Below are 22,606 nucleotides of genomic sequence, written 5' to 3'. Positions count from 1 at the left end.
GACAAAATGCTGGGGCTGACAGAAACAAAAGGCCAGCCCCGGCCGGTTGCTCAGTACAGTGCAATGACAGGCTTCTTGATACCGCAGGCATGAGCGTATCGGGTCAGCGTGTCAATGCTGGCTTTGGTGATGTTGTTTTCCAGGCGGGAAATAACCGGAGGTGTAACCCCCATGCGTTCAGCAACCTGCGCTTTTGTCAGGTTGTCATGCTTACGCCATTCTGCCAGCAGCTCTCTGAGCTTCTCCTTGCGTTCTTCTTCCTGCCATGCAGCGCGATATTCATCGTCCTGCATCCACTCGCTATGCAGTTCTTTATGGCTTACCAGTTTCATTGAGTACCTCCGCTAAACGCTTTTTGGCGAGATCGATTTCTTTCGCTGGCGTTTTCTGTGACTTTTTGATGAAAACCCGCAGCATAATGATGGTATTGCCTTTGTGGTATACCCATATGCCCCTGGCGATGTCCGTCCCCATCGTGCGGATCTCGAAAAGTCCATCGCCCAGAGGCCTGGTGTCTGGTTCCCGCAGCAACCGGGCATCATATTCCAGTTTGCCGATGAGACGGTCAAACTTCACCCTGATTTTTACGGGTAATGCTGTGGCTTCTTCCCTGGCATCCGGATGATAAACGACGCTAAACATGTGACCTCCCGTTTCCTGTATATTAACCTACAGGCTAATTTTAATCAAAGTAAAGTTAACCTATAAGCTAATTTTCTGGCAGTTATCTTAGCGGCCTGGTCATTATCACGGACTGAAAGAATTTTTACGTGCCTGTGGCTTTTCAAATGGCTACGATGGATTGCCCGGACAAGGCCAGTATTTCGATAATCCAGGGGTGGATTTGTTCTGCTTGCCTTTGTCCGGGCACCAATCTAAGCGGCACGCTCTGCCTCCCAAAGAGAAAACCCACGCACACCGCATATCCTGCGCCCGCCACCCAGCGCGACATGATCGATTAGGGAGCAGGTTTCCCGGCTTCCACGACGTCGGAGACCAGTTTATGCGGTCCGGTCCAGTTTCCAGCGCGGGGAATAGCGCCACTTCATCCGCGGCTCCGGTGTGTCAGCTTGTTCGGGACCTGCCAGCGTTCTGCCTGACGCACAGACTCCGGTGTCTCTCTCACAATGAAGCTGATTTCATGCATGACACCATACAGCGGCTCCCCGGCATCCCGCAGCCAGTCCAGGGAGACCAGCGAGGCAAACCGCGATCGCCAGTTCCAGAAGGCAGGCTCCAGATCCCGCGCGTCAAACTCGTCAGCCCACTGGCGGTACCAGGTGTTAACGGTCTCCGGTGACTGAAAGTTAAGCTCCGTGATAGCCTGCCCCAGCAGGTTCTGTCGCAGCAACCAGGTATGTGCTATCTCTTTGCCTTCACGCCGAACTCTCCGGGTGAACGCAATATTTTCACGCTGCATCCGCCGATCGGTTCGGGTGTGAATCACTTCCGGAAAAAGTTCAGCCTGAACATCGGTTGTCAGCGGCAGCGGGCAGCATTCCCCCTGACTGGCAATCAGCGTATCCAGTGCCTCTTCCACCTGCTTCAGATTATTCAGCCGGTCTTTCGGATCACGGTGCAGGCCGGGAATACTCCGGGCGACGGCGCTGTTAATTCGACTGCAACCGGTCAGCATGCGCAGGAACGTGCGGACATGGGGCATCGAGGGCAAACGAGCGCCCCGAAACCGGGCGTCTTCCACGAACATGATGGCCTGCAAAGCAGCCTGGCGTGCAGGTTTCAGGGTCACAATGGCATGGGATGAGGGGATCACAGTTCGCCCTCCTGAGCCAGGGTGCTGATGATACTGGCAAAGGAATAGCCGTCAGTATCGAGACACGCTATCAGTGCCAGCGTGTGGGAGATCAACTCCGGGTTAAATGTTTCCATGCTACGAACAACGGAGAACGGCTGGCCGCCACGGGTCACAAAAACGACCATCCAGCGCGTACTCAGCTCTCCCGGACTGCAGACCGCCACATCAAAATGACCGTGAGAGGGGGAAAAACGGATCTGTACCGGAAAGAATCCGCCGAATTCACTTTTGTACTCTCCGTTGACGTCCCAGCTCTCCGGACAGGACAGATCCCGCATCACGGCATGGGTGAGTTCACGGCGAAAATCTTCACCGGCGGCGCGGTAGTCTTCCAGCTCTCCGGCGAACATGGTTTTCAGGACATCGGTGGTAATGATCGTGTGCATAGGTTTCTCCTTACCGCCGCCCCCCAGGGCGGCGTCTCCGTTATCAGGCGGCGCAGGCCGGGTTGTTATGGTCGGTGACGTGGTCGACATCAGCGTCTGTATCGCTCTGACTCGTTGCCAGACTGAGTTCAGACTTTGCGGCAGGCTGTTTCTGGTTGTCGGCACTGGTCATCCATTCCGGAACCCACCGGGTTTTTGACAGGAAGTGCTCTGCATGTTCAGAGGCATCCTTTTTCTTCATTTTCGCGGCGTCCTGTGCTGCGCCAGTCAGTCCGGCCTGAGAGAGTGCCTGTACAATGTGTGGCTGCTTCATGTGCGAGAAAAGGTTATCAGCCGTCGGTTTCCACCAGTCGCGAAGGTCAAACTGGATGGCGTTTTCCACCCCATCCAGCGAACTCTGGTGTTTACGACCAAACTCATCCTTGCCCTGTACACCATCAATAGAACAGGCGGTGCAGAAAGCCATCAACGCCATCAGGGTTGCGCCATCGAGCGTAAAGAAGGTGGTCATATCCTTTCGCCAGTTTTCCGGCAGCAGGGCTTCAAGGCGTTCTTTTTCAGCCTGGATTGCCTGAAACGCAACGCTGTTTTCACCGTCAGGTGCTTCACGGGTCAGCGCGTAATGCGACACACTCACGCTAATGCAGAACGGCTCTTTGACGGACGTCGTGGTATGGAAAACCGAATTACACAGTTTCCAGACCATCAGCGCGATGGCTTTCTGCGGCTGCTGCAACAGGGCCGCCTGAACCGCCAGTGTGCGTTCAGAAGAAAGGCGGGTCAGCAACGGGACACCGACGGCGTCCAGCGGATCGACTTTTTCAGGAGCCTGATCGGTGGATGCATCCTTCTCCTTTATTTTTTCATCGGCGCACAGCACCACACCGCGCTGTACTTTCACCTCCTGACCAGTCCAGGAAACCACCACTCCGGCGGATTGCTTCATTTCATCGGGCCATGTCCGGTGTTCAGCGCGAAACTCAATGGTCTGCTGTTCATGCCAGACCTCATTGAGTTCACCTGCAACACGCTCCCCGTCATCCCCGGTATTTTGTACTTCGAGTTCTTCTTCGCGTTGTGCAAGGAAGGCAAGTCGTTCCGATTCGGCTTCGGTATATGCCACAGGCGGGACAGCATGCAGACGCCAGATTTTAGTATCCTTCCCGTAGTGAGAAATCGGTTCAAGGCGGCCATCGCACCATGACCAGCCTTCTGCTTCGCGAAGGTGTTCCGCGATACTCTGCAGTTTTTCCAGCAGGGCGGTATCGAGAGAAGCACTTTTGACATAGCCGCCGTTTTCGCTGCTGAAGAGATCAACCCGGATTTCTTCCGGACTGAATGCGGCCTCTCCCACAAAGCGGAATTTGTCGCCGTTTGTGGAGACCTCTTCTGAGGTAATGAGGTTACGGATCGAGGACACTGATACTTCATTATTCCAGGACCGTTTGCGGGCGGATTCCAGCACTTCCACCTGGCGTTTCTGATCGCTTTCGAGCGCCAGTGACTGGCAGTGTTCGGTGGTGATTTCATCCTTCGCCAGCGCCTCCAGAATGTCGGGAGCCAGTTCGGTCAGCTTCAACATACGCTGAACATGACGGGTACCGAACCCCAGCAAGTCACCAATCTGCGCGGGGGTTTTCCCCTGTGCTGCCAGCGTGCGGAACCCGGCGATCTGTTCAGACGGATGCATTGCCATCTGCTGTTCGTTTTCTGCCATTGATGCCGCAACAGCCAGTTCATCAGGTACCTTTTTCACCATCACCTGATATCCGGCATCGATACGGTTTTCACTCTGCAGGAGCTGCAGAGCTTTCAGGCGACGACCACCTGCAGCCACACCACACTGCCCGTCATGAAGAGAATGAACGACCAGATTCTGCAACAGGCCAAGCGCTTCAATGGAGTCTGCCATTGAGCGTACTTTCTCCACCGGATAAGGGATGGTCCTGACGTTCAGGGGAGATTTTACCAGTGCCGTCACCGGGACATACTCAATCGGCGCGGCATCGAGAGCCGCTTTCAGGGCGGCGGCTTCGGCAGGTTTCACCGATTTTTTGCTGGTTTTTGGTGCAGTTTTTACCTTAGACTCTGTTGCAGACATAATTGATACCTCTCTGATATTGATGACTGTCTGCCGGACAGCCCCCCTGTCCGGCACCTCTTACTGCTTATTGCGTGTTACGGATGCCATAACGTTCGATATAACGGTTGAGCCATTTCCCGGCATCCGCTTCAAAATTCCATGCGCGCCACACCATTTCGCCGTTCTGACGAACGACCAGGCGAAAATGCGAACCCTGATCGTCTTCAATGGCGACATTTTCAAACTGTGCCGCCACCGCTTCAGCCTGTGCTCTGGTGAAGGTGTCATCCGGTAACGGACCGTTATCGTAAATACTCATCTCTCTCCTTTCGGCCCCACCTGGGCAGGGCCGGCCTGAAACGGGTTATCAGAACGGGGCATCGTCATCCATCGGCGGGTAATCATCCGGGGACGGCTGCGGGGGTTGCTGGGACGGCGCGGCACTCTGACGGCCTTTTTTACCGCCCTTCGCTTTCGGGGATGCCACAGGGGGTTCAGCAGGTTGTACCGGAGTCTGCGGCTGTGCGGGCTGATGAGGTACGGCGCTCTCTGACGAACTGCCCTCACGACGCCCACCCAGCATCTGCATCGTGCCGTTCTGCCCGACCAGCACCTCGGTGACATAGCGTGTGATTCCGGCCTCATCCTGCCAGTTGCGGGTGCGCAGCTGGCCCTCGATGTAGACCTGAGCGCCTTTACGCAAGTATTCCCCCGCCACTTCCGCGAGCTTGCCGAACATGACCACACGGTGCCATTCGGTGTTTTCGCGCAGTTCCCCGCTCTGTTTGTCACGCCATGTTTCCGATGTGGCCAGCGTCAGGTTGGCCACCGCGCTCCCGTTGGGTATATAACGCACGTCCGGGTCCTGCCCCAGATGACCAACCAGAATGACTTTATTGATGCCTCGTGCTGCCATGATGACTCTCCTTACTCCGTTGTTTTGCTTTTAAAACCCCATCATCCGTTGAGTTACCGGAAGCCGCGGTTTTGACGTTTGCGGGAACCTGCTGTTTTGTTCCCGGAGGTATGACCTTCACCCGTTTGAGAACCTTCGCCGCAAGGGCGTCAACGAGCACGGCCCGGTGCAGCTGTCCGGGGTGAGCGGGAAATTTTTTCCGGTCTAATGGAGAGAAGCGAAATGGCCGGAAAAAATTTATTGCGAAAGGCCACGCCGGCCCTGGACAGCCAGGCGGGTTGTGCTTGTCTCAGCCCCGGCGAAAGGGACTTAAACGGTGAAAAGGCACAGGAGAGGAAATGAGCAGGGACCCGCCGCAACGTCGGGGCGCGGCACGCGAAACGGCGGTGCCCCTTACAGCCCGGCGGTCACTGGCCGGGGTGCAGGGAGCGCAGGGCACGGCGCGACAGGGCGGCGCCTCCGGAACGGAGGCTGCAAGCCTGCCGTTGACGTTGCGTCATGGGATGGAAGCCCGACAGGGCGGAGACAGCCTGGCTGGCTCCGTTCACGACAGCCCGCCCGGACGCCCACTGCAGGACCTGAAATAAACGAAGAGCAAAAAGAAAAGCCGGCAGAAACAGATGGATGACCACGCTCCATCAGCGGCTCATCCGGAACAAGAAAAAAGGAACAACAGTAAACCAGAATACCAGAAGGAAGAGAGGGACAGGATGAACGCGGAGAGGGAGAGCCGGCGGCGCGTCAGCGCGGCCCGGTCCTCCTGCGCCGCAGGCGTGCGGCCTTTTCCGGCGCGGCCAGACGGGGGCACACTCCCCCGCCGGGCTAACCGGCTTTCAGGCAGCTATCCTGAGCAGAACAGTTGAAACGTCGGTATACGTGAATGTGCCTCGCGGCAATGGCTCCCAGACATCAGCAAGCGGCTTCAGTATGGATTGTTGTCGCGGCCCGTTCAGACAGACCGCAGTGACCACGCCGCCGGGTGCCAGCAGCGTCACTGCCCGCTGTATATGCCGGATATCCTGCGCATGGTTAAACGGTGGATTCATGATAATTTTGCTGTAGTGCTTTTCCGGCCGGTATTCCAGAAAATCACCCAGCCAGACGCTGACGCCCGGGAAATGATCCCGGAGATGGCAGACCAAATCCGCGTTCAGCTCCACGGCGTCACACTGTGCCCGTGGCGCGCCTTCCCTGACCGCCCGTAGAATGGCGCCCGTTCCGGCGCTGGGCTCCAGAACATGATCAGAGTCCACCACCTCCGCCAGACTGACCAGCCGACGACAGAGCGGATCGGGCGAGACAAACAGCTGTGAACTGGCCCGGATTTCTGTCACAGGCATCCGGTCATCCAGCCTGGCCCGCATCGTCTGAATACGCGCCCTGAGTTCTCTGTGCATAAGTCAACCTCCCTGATCTCCCCGGCAACCTGCCGGGGAGTCTGCCTGTCATTTTTTCGGAATTTCAACGGTTTTCATGTCAGTGATATAGACATTCACCAGCGTACAGCCGTGCGTCATGCAGCGGCGAAAGCGGTACGCGCCGTGCGTCTCAGTTTCGGCCACACCCCGGACAGCCTTATAGTCCCCCGGCATTCTGGCCCATTCGGCTTTGGTCATCTCCCGGGATCCCTCCCCCGGATAGTTGACGATCGGGGGACGTTTTGCGGCCTGTTTCGCGGTGCTGACCTCTTCGGCTGAGGGAGCTTTATAGTCAGTGATGCGGTCCGGGGTCAGTTTCATGGTGCCGCCGTAGCCCAGAAAACGGTAACAGGGAGTTTCCACCGAACTAACCTGACCATTGCTTTTGTTGATGCGGATGATGGTTAACCACTCGCCCCGGCTCAGCACCTGCCCGCCAGGCTCAAATTCCTGTGTCCGGGTGACCACACCGCCGCTTTCATCCAGCATGGCGCGCTCATAGCTCAGACGGTTGCGATAATGATGAACCCAGCGTTGCTGATGGCGGATTGTGCGTTCATGGCAGCGGATCGCAATATCCCGCGCCTGTTCAAAAGTAATGATGTCCTCAGACAGGGCAGAATGGAGAGACATCGAGCCCTCATACTGGCTTTTCTCTGCCGGGCGGGGGTATTTGTCTAGCGTGAAGCTGGCATAAATATGGTCATAATTACTGACCAGTAACGCCATTTTCAGATCAAGAGTCTGCGCGCGCCACATCGTCAGATACTTTTCAGACCGGGCAATGTGCTTTTCTGCCTTGCGTAATTCCGCCTCAATTTTTTTGATACGACGGTAACGCACATCCGGACGCTCTTTGTACTTCGCGTGCCGTAAAGAGGCCTGCGCGCGCTCTTCCCAGTATTCTGCGCGTTCGAACAGCATCACCGCGCGTTTCATACCGTTTTCAATCTTCTGCGCATCCCGGCGCGCGCGGCGTTCGCTGTGATGGCCAACCAGGATCGGCTGACCGAAGGGGATAGCCGACGCCAGCGCGTCCACATGCGCAAGCTCCCGCTCAGATTCACCGGCGCGTTTGTCGCTGTAGTCGTTAAAGCGTTCCGCGCGTTGCTCCTGACGGTCAAAGAGTGTGCTGTCTTCGTCCCCGATATCACCGGCGAGAGACAGTAACACATCCTCGCGGCCCGGTGTCCAGGCTGGCGCCACAAACAGTCCCTGTTTCGGCGCCCACCGGAACCCCGCATCATGCACTTTTTTATACGTCTCTTCATCGAGACGGAGCGAGGCATAAAGCCGCAACTTGTTATCATCCGGGGAATAGGTCCCCCGATACATCTGGCCGATCTCCTCTTCAGCGCCGGTCTGCGGGATAGTGTCAGCACTGAGTGTCTGTGCAAAAGCCTGAGTCATAACTTTTCTCCTTCCTGCGGTTGCCGCCCCTCGCGGGGCGGCTCACCTCATCAGTTAAATGCGCGTTTCAGTTCGAGCGTGCGGAGCACCTGCCCAAAAGCGGCGTTTTTCATCGCGGGGATATGAACGCCGCGCCCCTTGCGGTGACTTCTGGCGATATGGCGGCCAAAAGCCTTTAACGCGGGGTCAATCTCCGGCGCGGGAATATCGGCGCGGAAAATGCGCGGATGACGGCGGGGCTTTACAGCCTCTGCGGAAGGTGAAACAATAGTAACGATCATTACGTTAACTCCTTCTGGTAGTTAATGAAGCCGTAGAACCGTTCGAGCGATTTTTACGGCGTGGATTAAGCAGGGGCTACCCTGCTTTTTTCATTTCTGCGGTTCGTTGTCTGCTTCTTCTGCCTCCTTTAATCAGCATCGTTTTTTTCCTGATTTTTAAAGAACATCACCCGTTGAGTTTCAGGAGCCGCGGTTTTGACGTTTGCGGGAACCGGCTGCGATATTCCCGATGGTATAAACTTCACCCGTTTGAGAACCTTCGCCGCAAGGGCGTCAACGAGCACGGCCCGGTGCAGATGTCCGGGGTGAGCGGGAAATTTTTTCCGGTCTAATGGAGCCTGCGGAATGGCCGGGGAAAATTTATTGCGAAAGGCCACGCCGGCCCTGGACAGCCAGGCGGGTTGTGCTTGTCTCAGCCCAGGCGAAAGGGGCTTAAACGGGTGATGCACCAGGAGCGGAACAGAGCGGGGACCCGCCGCAGCGTCGGAGCGCGGCACGCGAAACGGCGGTGCCCCTTACAGCCCGGCGGTCACTGGCCGGGGTGCAGGGAGCGCAGGGCACGGCGCGACAGGGCGGCGCCTCCGGAACGGAGGCTGTAAGCCTGCCGTTGACGTTGCGTCATGGGATGGAAGCCCGGCAGGGCGGAGACAGCCAGGCTGGCTCCGTTCACGACAGCCCGCCTGGACGCCCGTCGTGAAAAAGGAACGTCAGGAACGGAAATTTTTTCCTTTTCTGTACAGCACAATGCTGTGCCAGGCTGAATTCAGGAAAGCAACCACTGGCCCACTCTCCTTAACTTTCTTCTGTCTTCTGATATTCAGGAGCATTTGCGCGCGGCAGCTGCTGACTGTTCAGTCTGTGAATACGCAATCTTTCCCGGAAATACTCACGGAGATGCCCAGGCTGTTCACGCTCCGCGAGTTCGGGCACAACAGGCTTGTTCATACGCTCCTGCCATGCGACGGCAGCGGCCGCTTTATCGACGGAGACTTTGTCCTGTTCTTCTTTTGAGAAAGAGGCGATATTCCACTTTGACATCGGCATTACCGGTTAAGAAACAACTCAGGAGAGAGTATCCCCTTTCGTCGATCTTATCGACCAGTAACGGAGAGAGCGTGTGCGGCGCCGCAGGCGCGGCGAAACGCCTCTCCGGCAGGCACAGCCTGCCAGGGTTTTGCGCGCGGGCAGACAGGCGCCCTCTCCTCCTGCGCCTGCCATCGTGCTTACCGTCCTTTTCCACCCTGTAAGATGAAATGACCGGCGAGATACACGGCACACTGACAGGTCATGTACTCGCAGATTTCATCCATGACCTGTGCGGTTGTCAGTTCCCGCTGACCGGCATCACGGCGGCGGGCATTAATCAGGGCTTTGTACTGTCGGAGTATTTCACGGGTTTCTGTTGCAATATTCATCGGTATTCTCCTTAACCGGCGGGATTTCCCCGCCGTGTATGATTCCGTTACTGGATACATGCCGTCCGGGTCGTTAATCAGTCCAGCGCGGCGTAAATGGCGTTGCATTCCGGGTGAAAGGTAATGTGATCCCAGATCTGGGCATCACGCAGCATGTAAAGGTGGGTCAGGGCCGGGTTACCGCAGTCATGCCAGGACGCCAGACGACGGTTAACTGCCAGGCTGGTCAGAATAATGCCCGCCGCGTCGGCACTGACGGTACGATCGAACCAGTTTTCACCGTTCACCAGATGAACCCGCCCGCAATCAGGCATCATGTAGCCACCCCCTTCTGGTAAGCGGATGAAGTGCCAGAAACCGCCGTCAACTTCAGGCATCCATTTTTTCGCCAGGGCATACACCTGTAATTCTGCGATCATGAAATCCGTGCCGAACATGTACGGCAGGAAAGAAAGCCGATCGGACTCTTCAACATTCAGGACAGGGCGCGTTGTCACATACTGCATGGTAAAACCTCCGTCATCACATGGACTGCGACACCGGGCGGTGCCGTGCCTCCATAACAGGCGGGCGATCAGTCGGGAATGCAGGGGCGCAAGGGAAGCCGCAGCCTGACGCACACGGCAGCCGGGAGTTGCAGGGTGAGTCCGTGAATCCTGAGCGGGCGAACGACCGGAAAATCCCGGCAGACGGGAAGGAAGGACCGGGTGACCGCAGCGGCGAAGCGCACCCTTGCATTCCCGGCCGCCCGGCTACGATGGAGGCACGGCACAGCCCGCACACGCACAGCACTGACAGAGTGGAAAGCTCTCAGGCAACGTCACGCAGGGACGGGGCCGAGGAAAAGCGGAGCCGGCGACAGCCTTATCCTTCCAGGATGCTCCCGGGGGCCGCAACCCCCGGCGGTTCACGACACTGACCGGATTGTTGAAAGGGCACTGCGGACAAAGGTGATTTCTGCGCGCGCTTCTGCCATGACCTCATGTAACAGGGATAAATCCATCCACCGGCGCGCAGGCTCTCCCGGTATCCGTAACACATCACATATCTGCCCACATGCCAGGATCTGATCCACTTTGTCGCTGATAACAAAGTACTCAACGGCACTGTAGCGCGCGCCTTTGTTCAGGAGGGCATCCAGTACCACCGGTACATTGTCGTCCTCTTCGTCCAGCCAGCAGGGCATATCACTTTCCTTCACAACCAGACGGAAATTTCGTGTCTGGCGGTAAAACAGCGTTTCCCCGCGCGTGGTCAGCGCGGCCTCAATCCGGCGCGCATCCTCCCGGACCTGCCGGGAAATATCCCGCACGGCACGAAACAGGCAATCCGTCACAGCCTGAATTTCAGGCTCTGTCAGCCATTCCCCGGCCCAGGGAAAGGTTATCTGTGTTCCGTCCTCCGGCAGTTGCGGCGCGTCGGCATAGCGGCTGCCGGATAAAATAATCTGCGCTGGCGTCCCGGCTATTTTTGTCATGGCAGTTTGCAGCGCTGCGGGTACTCCACCGGTACAAAGCAAAGGAAGCAGGTGAACAATAGCGGCCGCGTCCAGACGGACATAAATACTTATCCATCCCGGTTTATTTACCGGATCACGCTGGCCAACATCGGTATGGACCGGCCATCCGTAATCAGCCAGCAGATCACGTGCACGGCGCATCACAAGGGCGTTTAAGGTGGTGGTTTCCTGCATGGTATCTTCCTCGAAACAGGGTAATGACACGCCGCCCGGGCGGCGTGTGGATGTCAGTTTTTCAGTAATGCACGCACTTTTGCTGCATCAGCAAGGCGGTGAGTAACGCTTTCCGGCACAGGATAGTTACCGTCCCGGGCGGCCCATTCCCTGCCCCACAACGCCTGTTCCGTGGTGATGAGCAGGGTTTCGAGCAGGTCAGCCGGCACCAGGACTCCCGGAACGGCCTCTTTTACCTCATCGATCAGGTCCATCACCGCACCGGCAGACACACCCGACTCAAGCCGCTGGTCTTCCGGTATGGCGTCCATGCGCTCCAGCACCGCCTTTATGTCCTGTTCAGATACGACACATTCCATCCCACCGGCCAGCGCTTCGATATCCTCCGGGGACCAGACAATCAGGTTCAGCGGGGTTTCTGCGGGATAGAGCTCACTCAGCAACCGGCAGAGGGTTTCACAGGTTCCGTACATGGTTTTTCTCCTTAGTCCTTAAAGCAGGCATCCAGCTCAAGAATGTCGTTGTACGCCGCCATAAACAGGGCATTGATGCGAAAAAGCGTCTGGCGGGTCAGGCGTTCGGCCAGCACATCGGAATCAAAGCGGTAGCGGTGCTCCATGTTGTTCAGCGTTGCCCGCAGGTCACACATGTTGTTGGCCAGTCCCGCCACCTCTGCGCGCAGCTTTTCGTGTCCGGCATAGTTCATTACGCGGCCTCCGGATAAAAGACGTCGTTGGCGGCCGGGCGCTGCATGGCGCGCTGGACAGCTGACAGGCGGGCGATTCCGGCGTTGTGGTACTGCTCCATCAGTTCAATACCGATGTAACGGCGCCCAGCCTGGAGGGCAGCCACACAGGTGGAACCAGAGCCGGCAAACGGGTCGAGAACAATGGCGTTCGGGTGTGTGAAGCTCTCGATCAGCGGCTGAAGACTGGTCACTGGCTTTTCGGTCGGATGGTGGCGGTTGCCGCTGTATTTCCAGCCCAGCACGTCCGGCAGCGGGTCCTGCGGCAGAGGCGGACGGCCTTTTGCCAGGACATAGGCGCATTCATGGCGGTAGCCGACATAGGCGGATTTGGACGCGTAAGTTTTGGTGAACACCAGATGCCCGACCACGCTGAACCCGGCACTTTTCCACGCGGCCATAAAACGATCGACGCGGTTCCAGCCATAAAAACTGACCATCAGCGCGTCCTTTTTGAGTACGCGGTACATCTGATTGCAGGCAGGCTGAAGCCATTCGTCAGTTTTGTCGCCGGCGAGGGTGCGGCCGGAACGGTCACGGAAGCCGACCAGGTACGGGGGATCGGTCAGAATGAAATCGACGGCGCGATCGGGAAAGCCGCCCATAATATCGATACAGTTACCCAGGATAAAACGGGACATAGGGATACCTCGTGGTGACAGGGGGCACTCAGGAGGACGTCGGTACGACGTCCGTTCCCTGCTGCCCGGAGCCTGTACGCCGCGACCGGTAACGGGTCAAGCTGACCGTGGAATACCGCAGCCGTCAGTCTTTCCGACGGCAAGGCTATGCCGCGAAAGCGGCTTGAAGGGCGATCATCAGAATGCGAGTGGATGGCGTAAAATCACAACGACGCCGGACAGGAGCGGAAAAGCCGCCCGTCCCGTGTCCACCCGGGCGCGGCACACTGGCTCCGGGCAGTGACTATCCCCGCGCCAGGCGCGGCATCGATGCGGAGCAACGCGACATCATTATTTTCTGACGTACCGGGCAGGAGCTCTGCCCGGCAGATGTCATGTCAGCGTGTGGTATCCCGCCAGTCATTCCCCCACTCGTCACGCAGTACCGGGGCATCCGGCGCGCCGGTCACGGTCCACACATCGAGGAACTTCAGCCCGCGCAGGGTGCTGTTCTCCACGTCCTCGAGCAGAATGATGCTGTCAAACCAGACCACCGGGATACTCCTACCGATGCCGGTCATCCTCGCGTTTCAGGGATGGCCACCAGGTGCGCCCCATTTCCAGGACACCCGCTTCGGCCTGCTCCAGGTCAGTCGCGGATACCAGGTAATACACCATCTGCCGCACCCTTTTCGACGGCGAGGTTATGCCGCGAAAGCGGCTTGAAGGGCGTTCCTCAGCATGGCGCAAACCGCCACCACGCCAGGCAGGATTTGTAAAGGCGCCCGTCCCGTGGCAAACCGGACGCGGCACACTGGCAGCGTGCGGCAGCGGAGGCACGGGTTAACGGGTGAAAGCAGAAGAAACTGTCGGGAACCCGCTATCCACAAAACGTCTGTTTAACGCTGTGGATAACCTGGAGGCAGGTGGCGGAGAAGAGCACTAAGACAGGCGCCGCGTCAGCTGTTCTTTTTTTAAGCAAAGCGGAAAGGATATCAGCGTGGCCGGGTCTTGTCTCCGGCCACGGACAGGCCAATATAGACGCCTGCCCCCCAGATGACCTGCGACAAAATGAAAACCCACTGCGGAACGTCAAAAACCAGAAGCGGAAGCAGACACAGCGTCACAATGCCAATCAGTCGGCTGCCGAATTTCCTGCGGACCAGTTCACTGCTGTCGACGGGAATGCGGGCGAAACGGAGAACACTTCTGAATCCTGGTGACATGAGAATCTCCCTGGGGATGAAAACCATTTGATATCGGTATATTACTGGATGTGACTCGTACTTTTAGTCACCGAATGCACGCCGCATATTTTTCTTTATTTCCCGGGTATCCGAACCAGACACCGGCATGGCAGATGTTGCCGGCGTATCCGGTACTGCAGCAGCAGCCCTGTTCACGGCAGTGGTGCCGGCCATCTGCTGAACCAGTGCCTGCAGCTCACTGACCGAGGTGGGCGGTACCGGCATACTGGTCAACAGGCGCGGCAGTTCCGGTGCCGTCGTGTGGAGGGCCAGACCGGTGATAATCAGGTTTCTCAGCAGATCCCCACGCAGACGGGATGACGCTTCCGTCAGCACACTTTCCACCCGTTCCCCACTCCGGCCATTTTGAAGCGTCAGGGTGTAACGCCGGCGCTGGTATTCCGTCTCCGGTGACATGGGCAGAGCAGCCTCACCATTTTCGGGCTCATCTGGAAGTCCTGTGAGTGAGGACCAGGTTCCGGAGACCAGGGCCATAACAGCGCAAAGGCGGGCAGCGCTCAGCTGCCCGGCAAAGAACACCGGGATCAGCGCCGGTAAACGGGCATCCACCTGGTATACCACCGCCCCGGCGGTGGCGGCGGTACGGATGAACTCACCGCGCAGGGGCTGTGAGATGGTGCTGATGGTTGCCATCGCCGCGATGTCGGTGCGATCGTCGCTGTGCAGATAGAAAGAATACTGGCCGTCCGGCACGTTTAGTCCTCTTTATTGTAAAGGGCAATCTCCCTGGCCAGCGCCATCTGCGGATCGCCTATAACCTCGATACGGTCAGGGGCCAGAGGCCAGGCCTGACGGATAGCTTCTTCTATGAGGGAGGCCCCTCCCCCGACCAGGAATACCCGGTTAACGTTCCTGAAGGCAGTCAGCTCACTGGTGACTCGCGCACCCAGGGAGGTGATTGCCTCTGTTATTTTGTTCCGAACCTCGTCAATTTTACCTGCATCGTTGATCACACGCTGCAGATACTGACGATCATTGCGGTTGCGGATGACCGTGTCGGCAATAAGCGCGCTGGTTTCGCTGTCTGCCGCCCGCAGCGCGCCTGCAGCTGCGCGGGTGACCTGTGACACGCCGACAGACGGATTACCGTGTACCGCACTGATATCATCAAACTGTCCGACAATCACGCCGGCATCGAGCGTGGTTCCGCCGAGATCAATAATCAGGGTGGTCTCAGCGGGTCCGGGCTTCAGCTCCGCGAGACGGGAGAACGCCGCCGGCAGTGATTCCGGCATCACCTTCACGTCCGTTACGGTAAATGCTCTGCCCTTATTCAGAACCAGCTCACGCATCAGGTTTTCTCGTTTGCGTCGTATGTTCTCCTCGTTCCGCTGGCAGTCCCCGTCGTAATATTCACTCAGGGGCAGCGTCACGGTCAGGCTCACCGGTTGCGGCTCCAGTCCGCTGTTCAGCAGCGCATGATGCACAGCCAGCAGGTTGAGATCACCGTACTGATATTCCACGTTTGTTGTCGGGATGGCATCCCGGCTGACGCTGTCCCAGGTGTATTTCAGCGTGCCCACCTGATAATTGAACGTTGCCGCACTGAATTCCGCCACTTTCCAGCCATGCCTGAAGGAGTTCGCAGAGACCCGTGTCTGAAGCTCATCTCCTTCAAACCATGCCAGCTTAACATTAGTTGAACCATCATCGCAGTAAATATTCATCATTATGCTCCGTTAATTACACTCAATTTGATACTAATTATAAGAGCAAAATGAAAAAAACAAAGTTATATTTCTCAATATGAGTAATATAAATACATCAAAATGATTAACAATGACATTTTGAGCACCTTTATTTACTCAAAATGTTCGTGCGGCGGGCGTTCTGGATTATCGTCACGCTGTCAAATATACTGTATGCATAACCAGTGTTTTGAGATATCAGGAGGAAAGATGAAACTACAGCTTTTCAGCACCGGGAAAGAACTCCCGCCACAGGCCCATCCATTGTTTGCCGATCTGGCCAGCTGCGGTTTTCCCAGCCCTGCAGCTGACTATGTCGAGTCCGATCTGGATCTCCATGATTACTGCATACGGCATCCGAGCGCGACTTACTATCTGCGTGCCAGCGGAGACAGCATGGCCGACGGCAGTCTGTACAATGGCGATCTGCTGGTTGTGGACAGTGCTGAAAAGCCGCGGCACGGCGATATCGTTGTCGCCAGCGTACAGGGGGAGTTTACGGTGAAAAGGCTTCTGCTGACGCCACGACTGACGCTGCAGCCCATGAATGCCTCCTGGTCGCCGATTTATCCTGACCCCGACGAGCTGGATATCTTTGGCGTCGTCACGCATATCATCCACCGCCCGAGAGAGATGTACTGATGTTTGCCCTGGCCGATGTGAACAGCTTCTATGCCAGCTGTGAACGTGTTTTCCGACCGGATTTGAAAGGAAAGCCAATAGTCGTCCTGAGCAACAACGACGGGAACGTAATCGCTCGCAGCGCCGAGGCGAAGCCCTGGATCAAAATGGGGACTCCGTGGTTTCAGATAAAAAACGAAAGGTACCCGGAAAAAATATATGCGTTTTCAAGTAACTATGAACTTTACGCCTCGATGTCGGCGCGCGTGATGAACTGCCTGGAGGAACTGGCCCCTAGGGTGGAACAGTATTCAATTGATGAGATGTTCCTCGACCTGACCGGCGTGGAGCACTGTATGGAGCTTGAGGACTTCGGCCGGCAGCTGCGTCAGCACGTGTATGACTGTACCCGCCTGACCATTGGCGTGGGCGCCGGACCAACGAAAACCCTCGCAAAATCAGCCCAGTGGGCCTCAAAAGAGTGGAAACAGTTTCGTGGCGTACTCGCTCTGACCAGGGGAAATCCGCAGAGAACGCGGAAACTGCTTTCACTGCAGCCGGTTGAAGAAATCTGGGGGGTTGGTAACCGTATTGCACGCAAGCTAAATGTGCTGGGCATAAAGACCGCGCTCGATCTGGCTCTGACGAACCCGGCCTTCATCCGCAAAAATTTTTCTGTCGTCCTTGAGCGAACGGTACGGGAACTGAACGGGGAAAGCTGCCTTTCGCTTGAGGAAGCCCCTCCGACGAAACAGCAAATTGTCTGCAGCCGCAGTTTTGGCGTGAAGATCACGGAGTACGAGTCGCTCCGTCAGGCTATCTGTCAGCACGCAGAGCGGGCCTCTGAAAAGCTGCGTAAAGAGCACCAGTATTGCCGGCATATTTCGGTTTTCATCAAAACGTCTCCGTTCGCCGTTAAAGAGCCTTACTACGGCAACGTGGCTACGGAAAAACTTCTTACACCCACTCAGGACACCAGGGACATCATTGCAGCCGCCACAACGGCTCTGGAGCGTATCTGGAGGGATGGGCACCGGTATGCCAAAGCCGGAGTTATGCTGAATGACTTCACCGGCTCCGGCGTTTCGCAGCTGCAGCTGTTCGACGAACGCCCGCCACGCCCTCACAGTGCTGAGCTGATGAGGGTTCTGGACGGGATCAACAACTCAGGGCTGGGTAAAGTATGGTTTGCGGGGCGGGGTATGGCCCCGGAATGGCAGATGAAACGGGAGATGCTTTCTCCTGCTTATACGACACGATGGTCAGATATTCCTGCAGCGAAACTGGCGTGAAACTTTGGCGATTTCACCTTGAAATTCTCAGCCTAAACTGCCTAATTACAATAAGTTAGATGTGAAATCGCCATGGCGAAATTATTGACTCAAATTTCTGTCAAGGACCTCGTTGATAGCCTTGTCCAGTTCATCCTGAATCACTTTTGACATACGGCTAAACTCATAAGTCAGCGTACGCCCTTTCACACGCTTACGCGCGAACTTGTCCTTTTCTTCAAAAGACCAGAGTGGGGAAACCACTGACTTTTCCTTGGGAGATGGATCTATCAATGCCTGAGATGCCTGAGAAATCAGCTTCAGAATACTGGCTTTCTGTTCGTCTTCTGGTCGTTCGCCATCACTCAAAATTGCATCGAGCTGAGCTGATACAGACTGAATGAGTTCTTCAGGCGTTAATCCCTTTTCACTGAGTTTTTCATTAACTTCTAAAAGAAGTTTATAGTCACTAAACGATAGCTCCGACTGAACCGGGAACAGAGAAATCAAGTCTTGCGGTACGGCCGCCGCCTGCAGCGCCCTGGTAACTTTAGCCTGAGATAACCCCTCCAGTTCAGCAATTTCCTTTTGATTAAATCCGGACTCTTTAAGAGCGATCAATCTCAGGCCAATCTCCCGAAGATTATGTTCTTTAGCTGTCTGGATATCTTTAGCCAGTTGGCGAGCTTCATCAGCTGATAAATGTTCTTCGGTGACCATTACATCAAGGCCTGTACGGACAAAAATTGCTGAGGCTCGCCGTCTTGAACCATCCAGTATCTCAATCCTTTCACTTTGCTTAATACCAATACAGGGAAAGAACTGCTGAAACTTAATCGTCTGGATAATGGATTTCAGGGACTCCCTGGTCAGTGCAAGTTGATCTCTTCCGTTGTTTTCCTGGTTTACGAAGGTCTTACTTTCAACTTCAGATGCAGGCACCCGAACAAACCTGAACGTTACCTTCCTGCCGGTTTTTAAGGTAAATACCTGGCTTCTACCGGTGTCCGTCATTTCGACCATTGACGCCTGAGTATTTAACTGTCTGCCGATGGTTTTTCTTTTCTCATTCGACATCACATACCTCCGTTAGTACGAATGAACTCGATGCGATCAAAGACTGCCTTCGCAAAGTCTTCCGCTGCTGATTTTGCGCTTTTTAGTGCCTCTGTACTTCCATCATAGGTTGCTGGATTTGCTGAAATAACTGTGTCAAAAGTCTCCCCGCAGCGTTCGAAACCATCCAGTCTCGGCAGAACCATGTCTAGCATATCGGCACCGAAAACCTCTTTGGCCTGACTATGGCAAATTTTGTGATCAGACTTGTTCAGGATCTTGGACATGAAGCCGACATTACCGATGAGATTGCAGGTGTGCCCATCCATTTCGATGGAATCTATGAGGGCAGGGAGGCTGGCCACAAACTTCAGGGAAGAATGAAAATCAACCGTAGCCGGTGGAAGAGGGGTCAACATCAGGTCTGCCGCCCCAATGCAGTTTTTCAGGAACGCATCAAGGTGAGGACCACTATCAAGGAAAATAAAGTCGTAGTCATGCTGGAGCTTATCGATAATGTTCTCTTTAAGCACAGCATGAATATTTTTCCCTGGAAGATGTTCTTCACACAATCCCTTCCAGCCTTCAGCAAGGAATGCATCGTCAATGGAAGCGGGGATTACATCAACACCAGGGATAATAGACGGTACTATAAAATCGGAAAGTAATTCTTCACGAGACACGTTCTGGAGCATGGCCTGAGCAGCCGTATTTTCAACCAGGCCCACTGAATTCTCATGGCTCAGGAACATTGTCAGAGATGCCTGCGGATCGAAATCGATGGCCAGAATACGCAGGTCTTCGAACAGAAGCTGAGGATGAGCTCGAAAAGCATGTGATAATGAAGCGGTAGAAACTGTCTTGGAACCACCACCTTTAAGATTACATACAAAAATCGTAAAGGCTTTATCGAAGCGATCCCTGTACTTGGGTACTTTACGATGGTTATACAGATCGATGACATTCTGAATCGTCATCGCGTATTTCATTGTATTACCAGAAGGTTTCTTTTTGAAAATGTAGCCACCGGCTTCCATTTCGGCCACAGCATACTCAACACTGCCTTTACTGAGCTTAGGCAGCTTATACAGAGCGGCTTTGCTGTATTCCTGATAGAACTCGGTAAGCTTCAATTCCTCTTTTTGCTGGCGGATACTCTCGCTCAAAGATGTCAGAAGCTTACCTGCACGTGTAGCAACTTTCCGTAACTGCTCAATATTGTCCATTTATCACCTCATGACGTTTTTTGTCATTTTGAACAAAAAGAGTCATGTTGCAAGCAAAAAATCATATTGTTTTGATTTCGCTCTCAACAGGAGGGGGGAGAAGCTCGACGGGCGTGCCACTCAATCACAGTGCCGCAACACGCAGACGCACTTATGACCATCACACAACAACTCGTACAAAAGGGTATAGAGAAGGGTATCAGCGCTCGCCGCAGCCATGTAACCGAGCGTAGCGAGCGAACTGGCGAGGAAGCGGGGAGGAACTGTACAGGCAGATAGCTCTTACGCTCAGCACAAGAAGAGTTATCCATCCTCTGTGGGAAACAGGTCAACTTCATGGACGGCCAGGGCTGCGGGAAACACCACAAGTATAGGCACACACGGATAGCCTGATCAGAGCAACAAGTGTGACAATCTGCCCTCATTGATTATGACGAACTTGCCCCCTCATGTCACATGACTAACGGGAAGAGGGGAAGACCTAGTGTGACAAACTGCACTCATTTAACTGTGACAAACTGCACTCATTTAACTGTGACAAACTGCACTCATTTAACTGTGACAAACTGCACTCATGTATTGTGACAAATTGCCCTCAAACTTGGTTTCACTACCGGTTATAGCCAAAAAACTATGAATAAGCGCAGGCCACCAGGGATGGAACAGCAAAACTGTGACAAATCACCCTCAACCTGCCGGATCTAATGTGACGAACCACCCTCAAATCTGTGACAGATAACCCTCAAACTATTCTGTTGTCATCGAGGTAATATCACGGAAGGAAAATACGATATGAGTCGTCTGGCGGCCTTTCTTTTTCTCGATGTAAGAGAGGCGCATTGGTGTCCGGCTATTGATCTCATCAACACTTGCCTGCAGGAAACGCCGGCGAAAATCCGGCATACGCTGGTAGCTTTGAGGTAGTTGGTAGCGCTCCATGATCCAGTCGATTTTCAGAGACACGACACCTGAGCCATCAGGTTTACGGTACTGACACAGGGATTCGTATAAACGCATTGCATACGGATTGGTAATCTCTTTTGTTTCACTTAGCCGGAACTGCGTAAACCGGTTCTGTAGCCCGATGAAGAAGGGAATGAGATATGGGTTGATATGTACGCTGTAAAGCCCTCTGGATGGACTGTGCGCACGTTTGATAAACCAGGGAAAGGATTCATACCCTTTTTCATCGCCGGCATCCTCTTCAGGGCGATAGAAAACCACTTCCTTACCTGCAAAACCTTTTAAAGCCTGTCGTATATCCTTACTGGCTTCAGCGGAGGTCAGCCCGAATGTTTCAGCGTATTTAGCAACGTGAATTTCGCAAATGCCATCATGTTCTTGCAGGGAGCCGTCGGATTTTCTGATCTGATCAACGAACAGATACAGCATACGTTTTTGATCCCTGGAAAGACTATATGCCGCCTCAGTCAGCTCATTTGACTGGACAATCCGCGGGCTATTTTTACGTTTTTTATGGTTTATAACCGCTATTTCCGCCATGACAGGTCCATGTGAAGTGTGACAGGTTTTCAGATTGTCACACTTTATAAAACAGAGTCAACAGGGATGGATAACTTTGTGAAAAGCAACACTTCCTGAGGGCAATTTGTCACAGGGTTAAGGGCAACTTGTCACAGAAAGGACGGCTATTTGAGGGTAATTTGTCACACTGAAAGGGCGGTTTGTCACAGATCCCTCCCTGGAACCCGCATGGATAAAGGCCTGTGAGCATTCTAAAAATAAAGATCTAACAACTATTAAAAAAGATCTTATAAAAATATCCCCGTGGATAAGTGGATAATCCCTAGGGGAGGTGATTTTTCAGGCATTGAGCGTATGCAGAATTTATGAGTTCTGTTCCCTGGTGCTTCCTCGCTCACTCGGGGCTTTGCCCTGTCGCTCGGCTGCGGCGAGCACTGCTGGCTCGCTCATATCCGTGGCCGGAATTTAGACATACAGAACATACAGTCCAGTTCCACCGGTTGTGAGAGATCCGACCCGCCATAACTGAGTTGCGTAAGCGACTTTTCAACGCCTTACATTTAATTTTCCGCGACGTAAGGCATAAAGCTTGTTCTCTTCATTGTTGACCTACTCCGCCAACGTGACAACCCGCACGAAGATTTCTATCGTCCCTGCAGGCATATTCGAATCGTTTTTATTAACCCTGGCTGCCGTCGTGACAGAACACTACTTCCTGTAAACGGGGCCAAGGCCTATGACACACCTTAAATTAATAATGCGGAGATTTACGATAATGCCATTGCTGGAGACGTTCCTGACTGCCTCACCCGCTTCTCAGGGGGCAACAATCCTGTTCCTTGCCATGCTGATATACTGGCAAAAGCGATAAGTCCATGCGGGCTGGCCATTGGCCAGCTTCGCTGTATAAGGGGTAAAAAGCGGCATATCCAAACGCTTAGCTAGGCAATTTGAGTTCAGATATCTATGCTTGCGATCCGGACAACATGAGGAAACAAGATGAAACTTGAATATATACAGATAAACAATACCGTAAGGAGTGGTCTTAATCCTTTCACTGACGGGGTGATTATTCGTGATACAAAGGTATTGATCACGCTCAATCTCCCGGATGGTTGGAAACCCACTATTGAGGGGGAATGGCGGCATATGTCGGACGCCGACACATTGTCAGATCGTATTAAAATGCTTCAGCATGCGATTTATGA

At 54.6% G+C, this 22,606-nt stretch carries 28 protein-coding genes and 5 pseudogenes; 7 read left to right on the top strand and 26 right to left on the bottom strand.

All coding sequences use genetic code 11. The annotated features are described in order from the left end of the window. Positions 1 to 50: 50 nt before the first annotated feature. The 8 genes and pseudogenes from ACOI7D_RS26745 to ssb form a co-directional block, all read right to left on the bottom strand. Entirely contained in the window at positions 51 to 332 is a 282-nt protein-coding gene (locus ACOI7D_RS26745) for a helix-turn-helix domain-containing protein (protein WP_004118961.1), read from the bottom strand. Beyond that, positions 313 to 642 (bottom strand): type II toxin-antitoxin system RelE/ParE family toxin, encoded by a 330-nt coding sequence (locus ACOI7D_RS26740; protein WP_004118963.1) that lies wholly within the window; start codon positions 640 to 642, stop codon positions 313 to 315. The genes ACOI7D_RS26745 and ACOI7D_RS26740 overlap by 20 nt, the downstream gene beginning before the upstream one ends. Before the next feature lie 208 nt (positions 643 to 850). After that, positions 851 to 1,049 (bottom strand): annotated as a pseudogene (locus ACOI7D_RS26735) (theronine dehydrogenase); the annotation flags it as partial. After that, complete coding sequence (locus tag ACOI7D_RS26730; RefSeq protein WP_004118966.1) at positions 1,046 to 1,774, bottom strand: plasmid SOS inhibition protein A; 729 nt, start codon at positions 1,772 to 1,774, stop codon at positions 1,046 to 1,048. The pseudogene ACOI7D_RS26735 and the gene ACOI7D_RS26730, both read right to left, overlap by 4 nt. Next, positions 1,771 to 2,202 (bottom strand): conjugation system SOS inhibitor PsiB, encoded by a 432-nt coding sequence (psiB, locus tag ACOI7D_RS26725; protein WP_004118968.1) that lies wholly within the window; start codon positions 2,200 to 2,202, stop codon positions 1,771 to 1,773. Before psiB ends, ACOI7D_RS26730 begins: the two co-directional genes overlap by 4 nt. Positions 2,203 to 2,245: 43 nt before the next feature. Continuing rightward, on the bottom strand, positions 2,246 to 4,303 hold the full coding sequence (locus ACOI7D_RS26720) for a ParB/RepB/Spo0J family partition protein (RefSeq protein WP_032744120.1): 2,058 nt from the start codon (positions 4,301 to 4,303) through the stop codon (positions 2,246 to 2,248). Between the two features lie 67 nt (positions 4,304 to 4,370). Then, positions 4,371 to 4,604: a DUF905 domain-containing protein gene (locus tag ACOI7D_RS26715; RefSeq protein ID WP_009654057.1), complete on the bottom strand. Its 234-nt coding sequence runs from the start codon at positions 4,602 to 4,604 to the stop codon at positions 4,371 to 4,373. 48 nt (positions 4,605 to 4,652) lie between these two features. Continuing rightward, the gene (ssb, locus tag ACOI7D_RS26710; protein WP_032732060.1) at positions 4,653 to 5,201 is read right to left on the bottom strand and encodes a single-stranded DNA-binding protein; all 549 of its coding nucleotides are present in this window, start codon (positions 5,199 to 5,201) and stop codon (positions 4,653 to 4,655) included. Positions 5,202 to 5,517: 316 nt separating this feature from the next. On the opposite strand from ssb, the pseudogene ACOI7D_RS26705 reads away from it, so the two are divergent. Continuing rightward, a pseudogene (locus ACOI7D_RS26705) lies at positions 5,518 to 5,761 on the top strand (hypothetical protein); the annotation flags it as partial. A gap of 273 nt (positions 5,762 to 6,034) precedes the next feature. Here ACOI7D_RS26705 and ACOI7D_RS26700 read toward each other — a convergent pair. From ACOI7D_RS26700 to ACOI7D_RS26685, 4 genes are all read right to left on the bottom strand, one after another. Then, complete coding sequence (locus ACOI7D_RS26700; RefSeq protein ID WP_032700843.1) at positions 6,035 to 6,598, bottom strand: class I SAM-dependent methyltransferase; 564 nt, start codon at positions 6,596 to 6,598, stop codon at positions 6,035 to 6,037. A 48-nt stretch (positions 6,599 to 6,646) separates the two neighbouring features. Continuing rightward, positions 6,647 to 7,954, bottom strand: a complete 1,308-nt coding sequence (locus ACOI7D_RS26695; protein WP_086544384.1) for a DUF3560 domain-containing protein — start codon at positions 7,952 to 7,954, stop codon at positions 6,647 to 6,649. A gap of 125 nt (positions 7,955 to 8,079) precedes the next feature. Beyond that, positions 8,080 to 8,310 (bottom strand): hypothetical protein, encoded by a 231-nt coding sequence (locus tag ACOI7D_RS26690; RefSeq protein WP_032700845.1) that lies wholly within the window; start codon positions 8,308 to 8,310, stop codon positions 8,080 to 8,082. A 128-nt stretch (positions 8,311 to 8,438) separates the two neighbouring features. Then, positions 8,439 to 8,687, bottom strand: coding sequence for a hypothetical protein (locus ACOI7D_RS26685; RefSeq protein WP_223306709.1), 249 nt, complete (start codon positions 8,685 to 8,687; stop codon positions 8,439 to 8,441). A 92-nt stretch (positions 8,688 to 8,779) separates the two neighbouring features. On the opposite strand from ACOI7D_RS26685, the pseudogene ACOI7D_RS26680 reads away from it, so the two are divergent. Then, positions 8,780 to 8,992: pseudogene (locus ACOI7D_RS26680) on the top strand (hypothetical protein); the annotation flags it as partial. Between the two features lie 110 nt (positions 8,993 to 9,102). Here ACOI7D_RS26680 and ACOI7D_RS26675 read toward each other — a convergent pair. The 11 genes and pseudogenes from ACOI7D_RS26675 to parM form a co-directional block, all read right to left on the bottom strand. Further along, complete coding sequence (locus tag ACOI7D_RS26675; protein WP_074172513.1) at positions 9,103 to 9,348, bottom strand: DNA polymerase III subunit theta; 246 nt, start codon at positions 9,346 to 9,348, stop codon at positions 9,103 to 9,105. A gap of 185 nt (positions 9,349 to 9,533) precedes the next feature. Further along, the gene (locus ACOI7D_RS26670) at positions 9,534 to 9,725 is read right to left on the bottom strand and encodes a hypothetical protein (RefSeq protein WP_032700847.1); all 192 of its coding nucleotides are present in this window, start codon (positions 9,723 to 9,725) and stop codon (positions 9,534 to 9,536) included. Positions 9,726 to 9,802: 77 nt separating this feature from the next. Continuing rightward, positions 9,803 to 10,231: an antirestriction protein gene (locus tag ACOI7D_RS26665; protein ID WP_032700848.1), complete on the bottom strand. Its 429-nt coding sequence runs from the start codon at positions 10,229 to 10,231 to the stop codon at positions 9,803 to 9,805. 401 nt (positions 10,232 to 10,632) lie between these two features. Continuing rightward, on the bottom strand, positions 10,633 to 11,418 hold the full coding sequence (locus ACOI7D_RS26660) for a hypothetical protein (RefSeq protein ID WP_032700849.1): 786 nt from the start codon (positions 11,416 to 11,418) through the stop codon (positions 10,633 to 10,635). Between the two features lie 53 nt (positions 11,419 to 11,471). After that, positions 11,472 to 11,891: a DUF1380 family protein gene (locus ACOI7D_RS26655; RefSeq protein WP_032700850.1), complete on the bottom strand. Its 420-nt coding sequence runs from the start codon at positions 11,889 to 11,891 to the stop codon at positions 11,472 to 11,474. Positions 11,892 to 11,902: 11 nt separating this feature from the next. Beyond that, complete coding sequence (locus ACOI7D_RS26650) at positions 11,903 to 12,124, bottom strand: hypothetical protein (RefSeq protein WP_032700851.1); 222 nt, start codon at positions 12,122 to 12,124, stop codon at positions 11,903 to 11,905. Further along, the gene (locus tag ACOI7D_RS26645; protein WP_032700852.1) at positions 12,124 to 12,804 is read right to left on the bottom strand and encodes a DNA methylase; all 681 of its coding nucleotides are present in this window, start codon (positions 12,802 to 12,804) and stop codon (positions 12,124 to 12,126) included. The genes ACOI7D_RS26650 and ACOI7D_RS26645 overlap by 1 nt, the downstream gene beginning before the upstream one ends. Before the next feature lie 377 nt (positions 12,805 to 13,181). Continuing rightward, positions 13,182 to 13,461, bottom strand: a pseudogene (locus ACOI7D_RS26640) (hypothetical protein). A gap of 317 nt (positions 13,462 to 13,778) precedes the next feature. Further along, positions 13,779 to 14,009 (bottom strand): hypothetical protein, encoded by a 231-nt coding sequence (locus ACOI7D_RS26635; RefSeq protein WP_032700853.1) that lies wholly within the window; start codon positions 14,007 to 14,009, stop codon positions 13,779 to 13,781. A 63-nt stretch (positions 14,010 to 14,072) separates the two neighbouring features. Continuing rightward, positions 14,073 to 14,744, bottom strand: a complete 672-nt coding sequence (locus ACOI7D_RS26630; protein WP_032700854.1) for a plasmid partitioning/stability family protein — start codon at positions 14,742 to 14,744, stop codon at positions 14,073 to 14,075. 2 nt (positions 14,745 to 14,746) lie between these two features. After that, positions 14,747 to 15,718 (bottom strand): plasmid segregation protein ParM domain-containing protein, encoded by a 972-nt coding sequence (gene parM / locus ACOI7D_RS26625; protein ID WP_032425559.1) that lies wholly within the window; start codon positions 15,716 to 15,718, stop codon positions 14,747 to 14,749. A 231-nt stretch (positions 15,719 to 15,949) separates the two neighbouring features. Here parM and umuD point away from each other — a divergent pair, with 231 nt between their 5' ends. Then, positions 15,950 to 16,381, top strand: a complete 432-nt coding sequence (gene umuD / locus ACOI7D_RS26620; protein WP_001568036.1) for a translesion error-prone DNA polymerase V autoproteolytic subunit — start codon at positions 15,950 to 15,952, stop codon at positions 16,379 to 16,381. Then, a complete protein-coding gene (locus tag ACOI7D_RS26615) occupies positions 16,381 to 17,652 on the top strand; it encodes a Y-family DNA polymerase (protein WP_032700856.1) in 1,272 nt (423 codons plus the stop codon). The genes umuD and ACOI7D_RS26615 overlap by 1 nt, the downstream gene beginning before the upstream one ends. A gap of 81 nt (positions 17,653 to 17,733) precedes the next feature. Here ACOI7D_RS26615 and ACOI7D_RS26610 read toward each other — a convergent pair whose 3' ends face one another. Both ACOI7D_RS26610 and ACOI7D_RS26605 read right to left on the bottom strand, forming a co-directional pair. After that, positions 17,734 to 18,708, bottom strand: a complete 975-nt coding sequence (locus ACOI7D_RS26610; RefSeq protein ID WP_021312406.1) for a ParB family protein — start codon at positions 18,706 to 18,708, stop codon at positions 17,734 to 17,736. Next, positions 18,708 to 19,913, bottom strand: a complete 1,206-nt coding sequence (locus ACOI7D_RS26605; RefSeq protein ID WP_011977818.1) for an AAA family ATPase — start codon at positions 19,911 to 19,913, stop codon at positions 18,708 to 18,710. The genes ACOI7D_RS26610 and ACOI7D_RS26605 overlap by 1 nt, the downstream gene beginning before the upstream one ends. Positions 19,914 to 20,042: 129 nt before the next feature. On the opposite strand from ACOI7D_RS26605, the pseudogene ACOI7D_RS26600 reads away from it, so the two are divergent. Beyond that, positions 20,043 to 20,118, top strand: a pseudogene (locus tag ACOI7D_RS26600) (hypothetical protein); the annotation flags it as partial. Positions 20,119 to 20,660: 542 nt separating this feature from the next. On the opposite strand, the gene repE reads toward ACOI7D_RS26600, so the two are convergent. After that, a complete protein-coding gene (repE, locus tag ACOI7D_RS26595; RefSeq protein ID WP_001568031.1) occupies positions 20,661 to 21,416 on the bottom strand; it encodes a replication initiation protein RepE in 756 nt (251 codons plus the stop codon). Between the two features lie 739 nt (positions 21,417 to 22,155). Here repE and ACOI7D_RS26590 point away from each other — a divergent pair. Together ACOI7D_RS26590 and ACOI7D_RS26585 are read left to right on the top strand one after the other, a co-directional pair. Further along, on the top strand, positions 22,156 to 22,269 hold the full coding sequence (locus ACOI7D_RS26590) for a hypothetical protein (protein ID WP_162180131.1): 114 nt from the start codon (positions 22,156 to 22,158) through the stop codon (positions 22,267 to 22,269). Between the two features lie 128 nt (positions 22,270 to 22,397). Further along, the coding region (locus ACOI7D_RS26585; protein ID WP_420667996.1) for a hypothetical protein at positions 22,398 to 22,606 on the top strand (209 nt) is incomplete at its 3' end.

The sequence above is a fragment of the Klebsiella sp. C360 genome, from assembly GCF_048822415.1.
Classification (GTDB): domain Bacteria; phylum Pseudomonadota; class Gammaproteobacteria; order Enterobacterales; family Enterobacteriaceae; genus Klebsiella; species Klebsiella quasipneumoniae.
Note: the sequence above shows the minus strand (reverse complement) of the source record. Positions and strands in the feature narration are given on the sequence as shown.

Bases quoted from the DNA above. Each gene is read 5' to 3' on its own strand.
- ACOI7D_RS26690 (WP_032700845.1), bottom strand. From the start codon at position 8,310: ATGATCGTTACTATTGTTTCACCTTCCGCAGAGGCTGTAAAGCCCCGC.
- ACOI7D_RS26650 (WP_032700851.1), bottom strand. From the start codon at position 12,124: ATGAACTATGCCGGACACGAAAAGCTGCGCGCAGAGGTGGCGGGACTG.
- ACOI7D_RS26720 (WP_032744120.1), bottom strand. From the start codon at position 4,303: ATGTCTGCAACAGAGTCTAAGGTAAAAACTGCACCAAAAACCAGCAAA.
- ACOI7D_RS26590 (WP_162180131.1), top strand. From the start codon at position 22,156: ATGCGGAGATTTACGATAATGCCATTGCTGGAGACGTTCCTGACTGCC.
- ACOI7D_RS26675 (WP_074172513.1), bottom strand. From the start codon at position 9,348: ATGTCAAAGTGGAATATCGCCTCTTTCTCAAAAGAAGAACAGGACAAA.
- ACOI7D_RS26670 (WP_032700847.1), bottom strand. From the start codon at position 9,725: ATGAATATTGCAACAGAAACCCGTGAAATACTCCGACAGTACAAAGCC.
- ACOI7D_RS26715 (WP_009654057.1), bottom strand. From the start codon at position 4,604: ATGAGTATTTACGATAACGGTCCGTTACCGGATGACACCTTCACCAGA.
- parM (WP_032425559.1), bottom strand. From the start codon at position 15,718: ATGAATATTTACTGCGATGATGGTTCAACTAATGTTAAGCTGGCATGG.
- ACOI7D_RS26695 (WP_086544384.1), bottom strand. From the start codon at position 7,954: ATGTATCGGGGGACCTATTCCCCGGATGATAACAAGTTGCGGCTTTAT.
- repE (WP_001568031.1), bottom strand. From the start codon at position 21,416: ATGGCGGAAATAGCGGTTATAAACCATAAAAAACGTAAAAATAGCCCG.
- ACOI7D_RS26665 (WP_032700848.1), bottom strand. From the start codon at position 10,231: ATGCAGTATGTGACAACGCGCCCTGTCCTGAATGTTGAAGAGTCCGAT.
- ACOI7D_RS26610 (WP_021312406.1), bottom strand. From the start codon at position 18,708: ATGTCGAATGAGAAAAGAAAAACCATCGGCAGACAGTTAAATACTCAG.
- psiB (WP_004118968.1), bottom strand. From the start codon at position 2,202: ATGCACACGATCATTACCACCGATGTCCTGAAAACCATGTTCGCCGGA.
- ACOI7D_RS26635 (WP_032700853.1), bottom strand. From the start codon at position 14,009: ATGTCACCAGGATTCAGAAGTGTTCTCCGTTTCGCCCGCATTCCCGTC.
- ACOI7D_RS26655 (WP_032700850.1), bottom strand. From the start codon at position 11,891: ATGTACGGAACCTGTGAAACCCTCTGCCGGTTGCTGAGTGAGCTCTAT.
- ACOI7D_RS26645 (WP_032700852.1), bottom strand. From the start codon at position 12,804: ATGTCCCGTTTTATCCTGGGTAACTGTATCGATATTATGGGCGGCTTT.
- ACOI7D_RS26615 (WP_032700856.1), top strand. From the start codon at position 16,381: ATGTTTGCCCTGGCCGATGTGAACAGCTTCTATGCCAGCTGTGAACGT.
- ssb (WP_032732060.1), bottom strand. From the start codon at position 5,201: ATGGCAGCACGAGGCATCAATAAAGTCATTCTGGTTGGTCATCTGGGG.
- ACOI7D_RS26745 (WP_004118961.1), bottom strand. From the start codon at position 332: ATGAAACTGGTAAGCCATAAAGAACTGCATAGCGAGTGGATGCAGGAC.
- ACOI7D_RS26605 (WP_011977818.1), bottom strand. From the start codon at position 19,913: ATGGACAATATTGAGCAGTTACGGAAAGTTGCTACACGTGCAGGTAAG.
- ACOI7D_RS26700 (WP_032700843.1), bottom strand. From the start codon at position 6,598: ATGCACAGAGAACTCAGGGCGCGTATTCAGACGATGCGGGCCAGGCTG.
- ACOI7D_RS26740 (WP_004118963.1), bottom strand. From the start codon at position 642: ATGTTTAGCGTCGTTTATCATCCGGATGCCAGGGAAGAAGCCACAGCA.
- ACOI7D_RS26660 (WP_032700849.1), bottom strand. From the start codon at position 11,418: ATGCAGGAAACCACCACCTTAAACGCCCTTGTGATGCGCCGTGCACGT.
- umuD (WP_001568036.1), top strand. From the start codon at position 15,950: ATGAAACTACAGCTTTTCAGCACCGGGAAAGAACTCCCGCCACAGGCC.